Below are 12,747 nucleotides of genomic sequence, written 5' to 3' on the forward strand. Positions count from 1 at the left end.
TGTGTAAATTTTAGAATGGATAGCCAATAGCAAAGGCAAGGTTGAAATGTTCACCTTTAATTGGATAGTTGCCAATAATGAAACGCTTACCTTCTTCCAGTGCTGGATCAATCAACTTCATCCCCAAGTCAAGACGAAAAATGAAGTAGGTAAAATCGAACCGAAACCCCATGCCCGTTCCTACAGCAATCTGCTTATAAAATTGATCAAATCGAAACTGCGCACCCGGGCGATTATCTTTTTCATTGATTGCCCAGATATTTCCAGCATCAAGAAACAAAGCACCTTCAACAGGTCCCACGAAACGATAACGATATTCCAGATTGGCTTCTAGCTTAATATCTGAAGACTGATTTGGATATGCTCCGGCAGGTGCCTTATACGTTCCTGGTCCAAGCGAGCGAACCTGCCATGCCCGTATACCATTTGCACCTCCCGAGAAGTATTTCTTTTCAAAAGGAAGAACGTCAAAATTCCCGTAGGGCAATCCGATCCCTAAAAACGCACGCCCAACCAGCGAGTTATATTTATCAATCATATATCCATACCTATACTCAAAATCGGTCTTCAGATATTGCGCAAAACGGGTCCCCAGTACTTCCTGGTAACTAATCAACTGATTGGTGACCGAATCCCGCTCTGACACTTCATCTTTATTTATAAGTTTGGTATATGCAGAAAGTAAATTCCCCGCGGACTCAACGGACCACTTAAAATACCGATAGTTACTTCTTCGACTTAAATTTTGAGTATTATCAATTAGGGTATAGTTAAGTGCAAACACTAAGTGATCGGTAAAACTACTTTTGATATAAAGATCTTTGATCGAATTAATAAAATCCTCATTAAACTCGTATAAGTTTACGTAGTTAAAGTCAACGAGATTAAGATAGTGACTTCGATATATCGATGTTTTCCAATTATACCCAAACTTCAAGTTTGTGACGGTTCTTGTATAGTCTGGGCGTTGTTGAAAATTATACCCCAGACTAACACTTGTTTGTGGTATTTGAAAATTGAAAAACCTTTTACTCTTTAGCGGACTTAAGAATTTGGGAATATTCAATGAGCCTTCAATACCAAGCTCACGGGTATTAAAATCCAAATTATTTTCATTGATGAAAGCCTGTTGTCGCTCAACAGCGCCTTTTAGGTTTAGATTAAATATTTCAGCTCCCTTGTATAAATTCCGATGTTGATAATTCAAATTACCAGCGACACCCAAATTGCCGGAAGAATTGGTTCCTTCCAGGTCAACTGAAAATCCTTGACGAGGAAGAGCCGACAGCTGAAAATTAGCATCCAGCAAACCAGTATTCTCATCAACCATCGAATCCAACTCAGTAAAATTAATATTGACCACTTTAAACTGGCGTAACTGAGTTAAGGCACGATACGTTTTCTCAACATTCCGCAACGAATAGTAGGTACTATCCGGCATCCTGTTAAGGTTTTTGAAAACAATTGGTTTATATCGTAGCTCATCATGAAAAAAGAACCTGTAGTTATCCACAGCTAAAGTATCATTTTTCAACTGCCTCCTGTTTGAAAGCTGCGGTGGAACAAAATCAGGATTCACTAAATAATTTCGAAATTGATATTTTTTATGAGAAACGATTGAGTCAAATTCATTTTCCAAATCATTATCCAAAATCTCAAGTTCCAGATCAACCTGATGATTTCGCAAGGTACTATCAGCAACATATTGGATATGATCAGTTGTAAAGTTATAATACCCGTGATCTTTAAAATAAGAAGTGAGGCGTTCCCGTTCAGCATTTAATACATCAACATCAAATATATCACCTTTGCCTATTATTTGATTAACCGTATCAGCCATCAACAGAGGTCGAAGCTGAGGATCTAAAATCTTGTAACTGTAGTTTCGAATTCTATACGGAATACCAGCCTCGATGATATATTTTACATTCACCTTTTGTTTTCGTTCGTTTTTCACCAAGGAATCCTTGATTGCAGCATTGTAATAGCCTTTGTTACTTAAATAGGATTGAAGTTGATCTTTGGTTCTTAGGGTCAAATAATCTTCATAGACAACTGGTGGTTCTCCAATTCGTTTTAACCATCCTTTACTACTCTTCTTTGATGAAAGATTGTAAAGCGCCAGGTGAAACTTTATAAAACCAAGAATTTTTAGATTCTCCTTTTGTCGAATATGAGTTTTGAGATCTTCCCGGTTGATCGAGCGATTATCTATTTCAATATCCGTATCATTTAACAAATATTGTCCCTCGGGTACAAAACGAGACGAGGAGCAAGATGCCAGCAAAAGCAAAAAAATAAGCACAACCAGTGCTTCACTCAAATATGTTTTTGTTTTGCCTATCGTCATAAATTAATATTTCAACAAAAATAATCAGTATCATCCGCAAATAAATGCCAATCGCTTTATATTTTTACAAAATGTTTGCCACATCTGATGCTAAGTAAGAATAAAATAAAATTTATCCAATCACTTTCCCGAAAAAAAGTGCGCGATCAGGAACAGTTATTCCTGGTTGAAGGAAATAAAATCGTTTTGGAAAGTATTGATTCCGACTTCGGAATTGAAATGATTTGTGCGACTCCTGAATTCTCAGATCGATTTTTTGCGGATAAAAATTTGCAATGTGAGCTTATCGAATGTTCTGAAGATGAAATAAAAAAGGCAAGCCTATTACAAAATCCACAGCAAGCTTTGGCTTTGGTAAAAATGCCAACACCTGAATTATCTTTACAAAAAGCAACAGACAAATTATTTCTGGCTCTTGATTTTATTCAGGACCCCGGGAATATGGGAACGATCATCAGAATCGCTGATTGGTTTGGAATTAGGGACATCATCTGCTCCCAAAATACAACTGACTGTTTCAGTCCCAAAGTTATACAGGCAAGCATGGGAGCCATCTTTCGCACTTCAATTCATTATTTAAACCTGGAAGAAAGCTTATTAAAAGCCAATCATTTGGACATACCTGTTTACGGTGCATTTCTTGAAGGAGAAAATATTTATCAATCTCCATTAAGCCCAAATGGCATTTTAGTTATGGGCAATGAAGGAAATGGAATCTCTGAACAAATTGAAAGATTTATCGACCACAAAATTCACATTCCCTCTTTTGCTGGAAAAGAAAATGGTTCTGAATCATTAAATGTTGCTGTTGCTACCTCGATATGTTGCTCAGAATTCAAAAGAAGAACGATAAAGAAATAAGCAGCTACTATTTTCTTCTAATTCGAAGTCTCCACTTTTGAGTTGGATTAACTAGCTACCGAATATTTTGCACCAACGCATCTGCACACCGCTCCCCATCGATTGCAGAGGAAGCAATTCCACCGGCATAACCTGCACCTTCTCCGCATGGATACAGTCCTTTTACTCGAATATGCTGCAAGGTATCTTCATTACGCGGTATTCTTAATGGAGATGACGTTCTGGATTCCACACCAACTGCAATTGCCTCATTTGAAAGAAAACCCTTCGCCTTTTTATCAATTTGAATGATCCCTTCACGTAATCTCGACGCAATTCGTTTTGGAAGTTTAGCATGCAATGATGCTTCAATTAAACCCGGGCGATAAGACGACTCAGGCAAGTCTTGTGACTTTTTACCATCTATAAAGTCAGCGATTCGCTGAGCGGGTGCAAACTGCGTATTCCCATTGATCATGAAACAAAGTTTTTCAACTTGCTTTTGAAATTCCAAACCAGCAAAAACACCATGTTGCTGAAATTCTCTCAAATCTTCAGGTCTAACTTCAACCACTAAACCGGAATTGGCAAAAGGTGAATTTCGTTGAGAAGGAGACATCCCATTGACAACCAATTCTCCAGGTGCAGTCGCTGCAGGAACAATAAAACCACCAGGACACATGCAAAACGAGTACACTCCCCGATCGTTTACCTGCTCAACAAATGAATAGCTGGCTGCCGGCAAATAAGGTCCTCGACTAGGTTGATGATATTGAATAGAATCAATTAATGCCTGTGGATGCTCAACACGCACACCAACAGCAAAAGTCTTTGCCTCAAGATTTACTCCATTTCTATAGAGCATTTCATAAATATCCCTAGCTGAATGTCCTGTCGCAAGAATTAACGCATTAAATTCATATTGCTCACCAGTTGCGAGCTTTAATCCTTTACACTCGCCATTTTTGATAACTAAATCAGTCACCCGGCTATTAAATTTCACTTCACCGCCTGAAGCAATAATTTGTTCACGAATACGAGTGATTACACCTGGCAACTTATTTGTTCCAATATGAGGATGGGCATCAATCAAAATTTGAGGATCAGCACCAAACTGAACCAGCACCTCTAAAATTTTTTGAACACTCCCCCGCTTCTTCGAACGGGTATAAAGTTTGCCATCAGAGAACGTTCCTGCTCCCCCTTCTCCAAATCCATAATTCGAATCCGGATCAACCAGATGTTTCCTGTGAATTTTAGCAATATCTCTTTTTCGGTCGCTAACATTTTTTCCTCGTTCAAAAAGAACTGGTTTATATCCAAGTTCTATCAACCTTAAAGCGGCAAACAATCCGGCTGGGCCCGCACCAATAATTCCAATAGGCTGCTTGTTTTCAACGGATGGATAATGGTATTCTTTAGTGAAAACTTCCGGCTCCTCACCCATGTAAACACGCACAGCCATGTTTATTTTAATCTGCCTTTGGCGTGCATCAATTGACTTACGGCGAACAACCAATGCTGAAATTTCATTTTCGGCAACGCCCAATTTTGAAGCAACAACAGATCGATACAAAGCCTCATCAGACGCCTGTTTGGGTGTCAATGATATATTTAAATCTTTCTTCAATTCAATTTATTCGAAATGGAAACTAAGTGTAAATACGTTGGAAGTAAGTTCCTTGATAGCATGCGTATAATAGGCGCGTTGATCCTGACCAGCCTCATTTAGCTTATTGCCAATTCCCAAACTGGCTTTCAATTCAACAGACAACTTAAAGAAACGAAGATAAGTATCCCAACCAACTCCTCCTTCAATGTAAAAACCACCGCGTTTTACCCGAATCAAGTCTTCTACACCAGTTTTGGAAATATCAACTCTAAATGCAGGACCCGCAATTAGATAAGGGCGTTGATTATTAACACGACTGGATTTATATTTTAATAACAGCGGCAGATCAATATATGTAGTCTTCACCGAGAAATATTCATCGATGATTTCAACACTATTATTATCGTAGATCGGAACATTATATATCAATCGGCGCTCACCAAACGAAAGCCCCGGCAAGAAACGAAGGTCAAAATACTCGCCCAGACGAAGGTTACTCACAATAGACACTGTTAATCCGGGAACCAACGTTTTGATGTCAGAACGAACTGTATCAGTCGCAAGTACAGGCAACTCTCCCTGATACCTCGAATCAACCGGAATATTTGAATCGGTGACATCAAAAGCAGGATTATTTCCGATTGGTGTCCAGTGCTCCAGTCCAAAGTCGAGAGTATTTATTGCGATTGTAAAACCAAAGTGTAATTTCTTATCATCAAAGGTTGTGAGGTTCTTAACCTTAGGCCGCTGAGCAAAGGCAGGAATCAAAATCAACAAATAAAATATGATGCCAACTAGCTTTTTCACACAATAAGATTAAATTGGTTCCTTTATCAAAACCACAATTATAAGAAAATATTGCCTGCCAACCATTCCAACCGTCAGGTTTTATTTTACCGCCAGGTAAATAGTTGCAATACCAAAAGTTAAACGCTTTTGAGTAGTAGAAACAAAACCTTGCTTTTTCATGATATCTAAAAATTCCTGATCGTCCGGAAATGCCATTACCGATTCAGGTAAATAACTATACGCAGCAGAATCTTTTGAGATTAAACCACCAACAAACGGCAAGATATGAAAAAAGTAAAATTTATATAATTGCCTGAATGGGAAATATCGGGGTTTGGAAAACTCAAGTACGACAGCAACACCTCCCGGTTTTAATACCCGGTTAAATTCAGCTAGTCCCTCTTTCAGATTCTCAAAATTCCTTACACCAAATGCAACAGTTATTGCATCAAACGAACCATTTTCAAATGGCATTTGTTCAGAATCACCTTTCTGAAAATGGATAAGATGATCCAAAGAAAGCTTTTTCACTTTCTGCTCACCTACTTTTATCATTTCAGCTGATAAATCGAAGCCTACAATTTCCTTTGCACCAGTTTTGACAGCAGTTACGGCAAAATCACCCGTTCCGGTTGCAACATCCAAAATTCGTTCAGGCTTGTATTTACTTAAAATACGCACTGCCTTTTTGCGCCATAGTTTGTCAATCCCCAAACTCAAAAAATGATTCAGGAAATCATACTTAGGAGCAATATTGTCAAACATCTGCTCAACTTGCTGCTTCTTGTTCTTATCAGAATTCCGATATGGAGATACGGCCATTAAGCGTTTGGTATCATTTTATCAATATATCCGAGCGACTCGTCATCAACTCGAACTTCGCCTTTAGTAACATGCCCCAATGTGAAGAAAGGAAGTTTAGTTCCCTGCATGAAATCAACAAAATCGTCTTCCAAATCTTTTGGTACGCCGACAATTATTCGTCCCATAGACTCTCCGAATAGGAACGCATCTTTTCTAATTTCTGCATCCGTGGTAATATCGAATCCCAAACCAACAGGCATTCCTGCACGCATGAGTGAGAAAAACAGTCCGCCTTTTCCAACGGGGCTGGCTGAACTAATTAATTTCTTATCTACCAACTGACGCATAACTTCATGCAATCGACTTTCCACGTTAATATCAAACACCGGTAGTGGTGAATCATTGATCTCATGATAAAACTCGAGATACTCTGATGAGTTAATATCTTCGTGAGACTTTCCAATTACAAAAATATCGTTGCCCTTATTCTTTAATTGATGAGTTACCAGTTTATCCTTATCCGGAACACTCCCCACCATACTTATGATGATAGTTGGAGAGATTGGCCCATGAGCCGAAAAAGAATCAAATCGAATTTTACGCTCCGAAACTTTTAAACCAAACTTCTGAGCCGCATTTTCAAGTCCTTTTTTGGCACCTGAAGCAATAACCTGCCCATTGGGATTAGCAATATTGATATGATATAAGAAAGCACTTACTGCTTGCGGTTTTACTCCCTGACAGATCATTCTGCGGGCAGCACGACTAATCAAAATTTCGGTTGCAGTTTGAGGATCACTTTCAAGGTGATGATGCAGTGCATGAGTGGTCATCGCCATCAACGCACCATTATCTGAAATAAAAATCCCACTTTCATCGTTCTCTTTACCTGAAAGATTTTCAACTTCAAACCCTTCTTCGCTGAAATCATTAAAATAATTTACAGGAGTTAGGTTTGGATTAACCATTAGGTTAAAAACGATATCATTCATATCTTTGGGTTCTTCAACCTGGTCGATCAAAGAAGACTCTGTATTTTTTTGAATTAGTTCGGCCATACTCAATATTTTCAAGGAAATTGTGAAAACAAAAATAGTCAAGTAGTTGATTTTTCCGAAGAAAAAAGGAATTTTTAATTACACTCAAGAATACAAAATTTATTTGCCATGAGGAAAATAGCCCTGATTACTGGCGCTACTGCTGGTATTGGATTGGAGACAGCCAGAATTCTTTCAAAAAATAATTTTGATCTTATTTTAACAGGAAGACGAAAAGACAGGTTAGAACTGTTGAAAGAAGAACTTATAAAAGAAGGCTGTGAGATATTAACATTGAACTTTGACATTCAAAAAAAATCAGAAACTGATCAGGCACTTAATAGTTTGCCAGAAAAATGGAAAGCAATTGATGTGCTAATTAACAACGCCGGATTAGCAGCTGGTCTTGCATCTATCGATACAGCAGATGTTGATGACTGGGAAGCGATGATCGATACAAATGTAAAAGGCCTTTTATATGTTTCGAAACTTGTTTCTGGCTGGATGATTAAACGCAAGCAAGGACATATTATTAATATATCATCAATTGCAGGAAAAGAATCTTATCCAATGGGTTCGGTGTATTGCGGAACAAAACACGCTGTATCGGCAATTAGTAAATCAATGCGCATAGAACTCGCGCCTCACAATATTAAAGTCGGAACCATTAGTCCCGGAGCGGTAGAAACTGAATTTTCGACAGTGCGTTTTAAAGGCAATCAGGAAAAAGCAGATAAAGTATATGAAGGTTTTACACCATTAAATGCACGCGACATTGCAGAAAGTATTTACTTTGTGATCTCAAGGCCAGCACATGTCAATATCGATGATTTGTTGATCATGCCCATATCACAGGCATCTGCCAGAGACGTGTTTCGGAATGAGTAGTTGATAGTGAAAGGTTGAATTATTATTGTTGAAATAATTTATTTATGTCAGTTCTTGTTGATTCAAAATATCTAAAAAATTTTACTCAAGCAATCTTTGAGAGAATGGGATGTCCTGTTGATCAGGCCAAAGTAGCTGCAGAATGCTTAAACCAGGCTGATCTGCGTGGTGTTGATTCTCACGGCGTCGCTCGATTAGGGGGATATATTAGACTTTGGGAGAAAAAAAGATTGAATGCACAACCCAATATTAGAGTCGTGCATGAAACTCCATCTACCGGAGTTATTGATGGAGACTTAGGATTAGGGTTGGTCACTGCTCCGGAGGCGATGAAATTAGCAATAAAGAAAGCGAAGCAGGCTGGAACAGGTTGGGTTGCCGTGAAAAATTCTAATCACTATGGCATTGCTGCATTCCATGCAATGATGGCTTTGGAAGAAGACATGATCGGTATTTCAATGACAAATGCGAGTCCACTGGTATCTCCAACATTTTCTAAAAGCCGTTTTTTAGGAACCAATCCAATTGCAGTTGCTATTCCTGCTTTGAACGAACCTCCCTTTATCATCGACATGGCAACGACAACTGTTGCTAATGGGAAATTAGAAGTTCTTCAGCGTGAAGGAAAAGATGCTCCATTGGGATGGGCGCAAGATAAAGATGGTTTGCCTACAACAGATTCTTTCGCTCTAAAAAACGGAGGCTCAATGCTGCCTCTTGGTGGAGACCGACTTCATGGCGGACATAAAGGTTATTGTTTGGGAGCCATGGTTGACATTTTTTCAGCAATACTATCCGGTGCTAATTATGGACCTTGGGTTCCTCCATTTGTTGCTTTCTTAGATCCTCCAAATGATCCTGTGGGTGACGGCATTGGTCATTTCCTTGGTGCCATGCGTATTGATGCATTTCGACCTGCTGGTGAATTTAAATCTCATATGGATAACTGGATTAAAACATTTAGAAATGCTGAAACAATAGAGGCTGATAAAAAAGTATTGATTCCAGGTGATCCTGAACGGGAGCTAACAATACAGAGATTAGAAGAAGGTGTACCTCTTCAGGAAGCGGTAGTAGAAGATCTTCATCGGTTGGCAAAACAATTTGAATACAACTTTAATCCAGAACAACATGCCTGATTTATTAGTCATTACACCAGTTAAAGATTCCATTGAAACAACGCTGCAAACGATTGAGTGTATTGCCAATGCAGAGGGGGAGAATCGGCACATTATCTATAATGACTTTAGTTCTGAAGAAACCAAAGGTGTTCTGGAGGCTAATAAAAGTAAATACAACTACGAGCTAGTTAATCTCGAGGAAATTACACCAACTCCGTCTCCAAACTACAACCTGGTTTTACAAATAGCTCAGAAAGAAGCATTGAAAAATAATGTTCCACTTGTAATTGTGGAGTCTGATGTTTTAGTAAAAAAGGATACTTTATCCAGCATGCTAAAACATAGCCAGAAACTTGCAAAATGTGGGATGGTTGGAGCCATTACAACCGATGAATCCGGACAAATAAACTTCCCCTATCTGAATTTTAAGAACGAAAAAAAGCAACTAGTAAACACCTCTCATAGTTTGAGTTTCTGCTGCACATTGCTAAGCCCTGATCTGCTGAAAAGCTTCTCTTTTGAGGAATTATCCAGAGAAAAGGATTGGTACGATGTATTTATATCCAGACAATCAAAATCGATGGGTTTTAATAACTATTTACTGACGAATTTACCGGTGGTGCATATGCCACACAGTAGCAGGCCATGGAAACAACTTAAGTATACCAATCCTGTAAAATATTACTATCAAAAGCTTATAAAACGAAAAGACCGTATCTGATGGCTTTTTCTACCAACTATCAACGCCTAAGAATTGCAGGTCACATTCTTTTCTGGATCTGTAGTTTTGCATTTGCACTTTGGGCTTTCTATGTAGCTTCAGATGCTCAGATGGTTTATACTCCTGTCGTATTTCTAAGAGCGATTATTCCAAACCTGGGATTTGCCCTTGCAGTTTATCTCAACTTATTATTGCTAATTCCACATTTTTTAAAGACCAAAAACTATATATATTACACCTTTTGGTTATTGATTACGCTTGCAGCTTCATCAACGATAATTATTCTTTTACTGGATTATACAGTGAATTATGAAATTTCCAGAAAGTTATATTCTTCATACTTTTTTACAGCCGCTGTTTATGTTGGAGTTACTTCCCTTATCAAATTCGTAAAAGATTGGCTACACCTTCAAGATATCTCGCTTCGTTACAACAAAGTTGAACGTGAAAAATTGGAGGCTGAGTTAAGCGCCCTTAAATCACAGATTAATCCCCATTTCCTTTTTAATTGCCTGAATAATATTTACTCATTGTCTCTCGTGAATTCGAAACAAGCTCCGGAAATGATCTTAAAACTTTCAGATCTGATGCGGCATGTTCTTTATGAATCCAGAGAAAATTATATCTCACTGAAAAAAGAAGTCGAATTCGTCAAAAATTTCATTGAACTTCAACGGATAAGGCTTAGCAATAAAGTAGCGATTAATTTCAATCTTGAGGGTGAGGTGAAAAACAAACTGATCATTCCTTTAATCTTTGAGCCGTTCATTGATAACGCATTCAAACATAGTAGCAAATCAATTTCTGAAGATTCATTCATCAATATTGACCTCAAAATCAATGAGAATAAGTTATATTTTGAAGTGGAAAATAATTATGAGCCAACCAGCATAGTACGAAAAGACAAGGCGCACGGAATAGGATTGAAAAATGCACAAAAAAGGCTTGAGTATCTATATAAAAAAGAAGAATATAAACTGGATATCATAAAAAAAGAAAATATCTTTAAAGTGGTCTTAGAACTTACCCTAAAAGATAAACTATGAATGTACGTGCTTTAATAGTTGATGATGAGCCTTTGGCTCAACAGGTCATTTTAGAATATGCTAAAGACATTCCAAATCTTACCATTGTTGGGACTTGCAACAATGCGATTGAGGCAAGTTCTGTATTAAAAGAAGAAAGTATTGATTTAATGTTTCTGGATGTAAACATGCCCAGAATCTCTGGACTTGACTTCCTTAAGAATCTCCCAAATGCTCCGCAGGTAATTTTAACAACAGCGTATACTGATTATGCTCTTGAAGCCTATGAATTGAATATTTTAGATTACTTGAAAAAACCATTTTCTTTTGAACGATTTTTCAAAGCCTACCAGAAAGCTGAAGAACAACTTTCCCTGCTAAAATCTAAAAGCGAAAATAATGGCACTGAAGAAGATTACATTTTCATCAAGGCCAATAAAAAAACTATTCGAGTTGAAATATCAGACATTTATTTTATTGAAGGACTCGGAGATTATATCAAAGTACATTTGAAAGAGAGTCATTTAGTAACGAATCTTTCAATGAAAAAAATGGAAGAATTATTACCTGAATCTGATTTCTTTCGAATTCACAAATCCTTTATCATTCGTCTGGATAAAATAAAAGCTGTCACCGGAAATTTAGTGGAAATTGGGAATCAAAAAATACCAGTCGGTAACATCTTCCGCCATGCATTTCAAGAGATTATTGATAAAAGACTAATAAAGTAATCCAACTCCTATAAATCGAATCCCTGATCTTTTAATGTCTTTACGAGTTTTTCTGAAAAGAATATATTATCGGCTTTCTTATAGCGAACATCTGTAAACACCTGTGCGAGATTTTGCTTTCCATTTTCCTCCACAAACTTTTGCGAAATCTCCAATAGCTCCTTTTCTCTGTAATATTTCTCAATCGTGAATGAAGTGTTCTCTCGATATGTTTCGTGGTGCAAAATGGCTTCTAAAGGCAATCTATCGACCAATGCGGGATCTTCATCCGGATACCCCATCGTAATAGCAGTTAAAGGCACTACTCCTTCTGGTAATTTAAGTGTTTCTATAAACTCTTTTGCATTATATAAGGTGGTTCCCAAATAACAAATTCCTAAACCTTCAGATTCAGCAGCAATACAAATGTTCTGAGCAAACAGCATTGCATCAATAGTCGCATTTACAAACCACAAGAGATTATTATACCCAGCATCTGCATTTCGAAGCTTGCACCAATTATTAAACCTGTTTACGTCTGCACATATCGTCAACACTATTGGAGCCTGAGTAGCCATTCCCTGATTAAAGTGCAATGGAGCCATCATCTGCTTATTTTGCTCATCTTTGGTAACAATGACACTATATAACTGCATATTCCCGGTATTTGATGCGCGCATTCCCGCCTCAAGTACCTTATCCAGCAATTTCGATTCGATATCCTTATTTTTATATTTCCGAATTGATTTATGATTGAATAGAGATTCCATTATTATTTATGATCTAATTTTACGATTGTTTTTAAGAATTAGGCAAAGATAATAAAGATTGAGAAAGTAATAGAAGACCG

At 37.7% G+C, this 12,747-nt stretch carries 12 protein-coding genes; 6 read left to right on the forward strand and 6 right to left on the reverse strand.

Features of this window, described 5'->3' with window-relative positions; genetic code table 11:
- Nucleotides 1–10 precede the first annotated feature (10 nt).
- On the reverse strand, nt 11–2,350 hold the full coding sequence (tamL, locus tag ACUNWD_RS08215; protein ID WP_445587310.1) for a translocation and assembly module lipoprotein TamL: 2,340 nt from the start codon (nt 2,348–2,350) through the stop codon (nt 11–13).
- A gap of 87 nt (nt 2,351–2,437) precedes the next feature.
- Here tamL and ACUNWD_RS08220 point away from each other — a divergent pair, with 87 nt between their 5' ends.
- Complete coding sequence (locus ACUNWD_RS08220; RefSeq protein WP_445587311.1) at nt 2,438–3,211, forward strand: TrmH family RNA methyltransferase; 774 nt, start codon at nt 2,438–2,440, stop codon at nt 3,209–3,211.
- 55 nt (nt 3,212–3,266) lie between these two features.
- On the opposite strand, the gene ACUNWD_RS08225 is transcribed toward ACUNWD_RS08220, so the two are convergent.
- The 4 genes from ACUNWD_RS08225 to ACUNWD_RS08240 all read right to left on the reverse strand — a co-directional run bounded on the left by ACUNWD_RS08225 (nt 3,267) and on the right by ACUNWD_RS08240 (nt 7,453).
- Nucleotides 3,267–4,820 (reverse strand): NAD(P)/FAD-dependent oxidoreductase, encoded by a 1,554-nt coding sequence (locus ACUNWD_RS08225; RefSeq protein ID WP_445587312.1) that lies wholly within the window; start codon nt 4,818–4,820, stop codon nt 3,267–3,269.
- 6 nt (nt 4,821–4,826) lie between these two features.
- Nucleotides 4,827–5,609 (reverse strand): type IX secretion/gliding motility protein PorT/SprT, encoded by a 783-nt coding sequence (porT, locus tag ACUNWD_RS08230; protein WP_445587313.1) that lies wholly within the window; start codon nt 5,607–5,609, stop codon nt 4,827–4,829.
- An 81-nt stretch (nt 5,610–5,690) separates the two neighbouring features.
- Nucleotides 5,691–6,413 (reverse strand): bifunctional demethylmenaquinone methyltransferase/2-methoxy-6-polyprenyl-1,4-benzoquinol methylase UbiE, encoded by a 723-nt coding sequence (gene ubiE / locus ACUNWD_RS08235; RefSeq protein WP_445587314.1) that lies wholly within the window; start codon nt 6,411–6,413, stop codon nt 5,691–5,693.
- Entirely contained in the window at nt 6,413–7,453 is a 1,041-nt protein-coding gene (locus ACUNWD_RS08240) for an AIR synthase-related protein (RefSeq protein WP_445587315.1), read from the reverse strand. The genes ubiE and ACUNWD_RS08240 overlap by 1 nt, the downstream gene beginning before the upstream one ends.
- Before the next feature lie 108 nt (nt 7,454–7,561).
- Between ACUNWD_RS08240 and ACUNWD_RS08245 the strand changes: the two genes are divergently transcribed.
- From ACUNWD_RS08245 to ACUNWD_RS08265, 5 genes are read left to right on the forward strand one after another with little or no spacing between them, the layout of a single operon-like run.
- Complete coding sequence (locus ACUNWD_RS08245; RefSeq protein ID WP_445587316.1) at nt 7,562–8,320, forward strand: SDR family NAD(P)-dependent oxidoreductase; 759 nt, start codon at nt 7,562–7,564, stop codon at nt 8,318–8,320.
- A gap of 44 nt (nt 8,321–8,364) precedes the next feature.
- Nucleotides 8,365–9,459, forward strand: coding sequence for an Ldh family oxidoreductase (locus tag ACUNWD_RS08250; protein ID WP_445587317.1), 1,095 nt, complete (start codon nt 8,365–8,367; stop codon nt 9,457–9,459).
- Complete coding sequence (locus ACUNWD_RS08255; RefSeq protein ID WP_445587318.1) at nt 9,452–10,162, forward strand: glycosyltransferase family A protein; 711 nt, start codon at nt 9,452–9,454, stop codon at nt 10,160–10,162. The genes ACUNWD_RS08250 and ACUNWD_RS08255 overlap by 8 nt, the downstream gene beginning before the upstream one ends.
- On the forward strand, nt 10,162–11,208 hold the full coding sequence (locus tag ACUNWD_RS08260) for a sensor histidine kinase (RefSeq protein WP_445587319.1): 1,047 nt from the start codon (nt 10,162–10,164) through the stop codon (nt 11,206–11,208). The genes ACUNWD_RS08255 and ACUNWD_RS08260 overlap by 1 nt, the downstream gene beginning before the upstream one ends.
- Complete coding sequence (locus ACUNWD_RS08265) at nt 11,205–11,918, forward strand: LytR/AlgR family response regulator transcription factor (RefSeq protein WP_445587320.1); 714 nt, start codon at nt 11,205–11,207, stop codon at nt 11,916–11,918. The genes ACUNWD_RS08260 and ACUNWD_RS08265 overlap by 4 nt, the downstream gene beginning before the upstream one ends.
- An 8-nt stretch (nt 11,919–11,926) precedes the next feature.
- On the opposite strand, the gene ACUNWD_RS08270 is transcribed toward ACUNWD_RS08265, so the two are convergent.
- The gene (locus tag ACUNWD_RS08270) at nt 11,927–12,667 is read right to left on the reverse strand and encodes a nitroreductase family protein (RefSeq protein WP_445587321.1); all 741 of its coding nucleotides are present in this window, start codon (nt 12,665–12,667) and stop codon (nt 11,927–11,929) included.
- Nucleotides 12,668–12,747: the final 80 nt, after the last annotated feature.

This window comes from Sunxiuqinia sp. A32 (genome assembly GCF_052690465.1).

Bases quoted from the DNA above. Each gene is read 5' to 3' on its own strand.
- tamL (WP_445587310.1), bottom strand. From the start codon at position 2,350: ATGACGATAGGCAAAACAAAAACATATTTGAGTGAAGCACTGGTTGTG.
- ACUNWD_RS08220 (WP_445587311.1), top strand. From the start codon at position 2,438: ATGCTAAGTAAGAATAAAATAAAATTTATCCAATCACTTTCCCGAAAA.
- ubiE (WP_445587314.1), bottom strand. From the start codon at position 6,413: ATGGCCGTATCTCCATATCGGAATTCTGATAAGAACAAGAAGCAGCAA.
- ACUNWD_RS08240 (WP_445587315.1), bottom strand. From the start codon at position 7,453: ATGGCCGAACTAATTCAAAAAAATACAGAGTCTTCTTTGATCGACCAG.
- ACUNWD_RS08245 (WP_445587316.1), top strand. From the start codon at position 7,562: ATGAGGAAAATAGCCCTGATTACTGGCGCTACTGCTGGTATTGGATTG.
- ACUNWD_RS08250 (WP_445587317.1), top strand. From the start codon at position 8,365: ATGTCAGTTCTTGTTGATTCAAAATATCTAAAAAATTTTACTCAAGCA.
- ACUNWD_RS08255 (WP_445587318.1), top strand. From the start codon at position 9,452: ATGCCTGATTTATTAGTCATTACACCAGTTAAAGATTCCATTGAAACA.
- ACUNWD_RS08260 (WP_445587319.1), top strand. From the start codon at position 10,162: ATGGCTTTTTCTACCAACTATCAACGCCTAAGAATTGCAGGTCACATT.
- ACUNWD_RS08265 (WP_445587320.1), top strand. From the start codon at position 11,205: ATGAATGTACGTGCTTTAATAGTTGATGATGAGCCTTTGGCTCAACAG.
- ACUNWD_RS08270 (WP_445587321.1), bottom strand. From the start codon at position 12,667: ATGGAATCTCTATTCAATCATAAATCAATTCGGAAATATAAAAATAAG.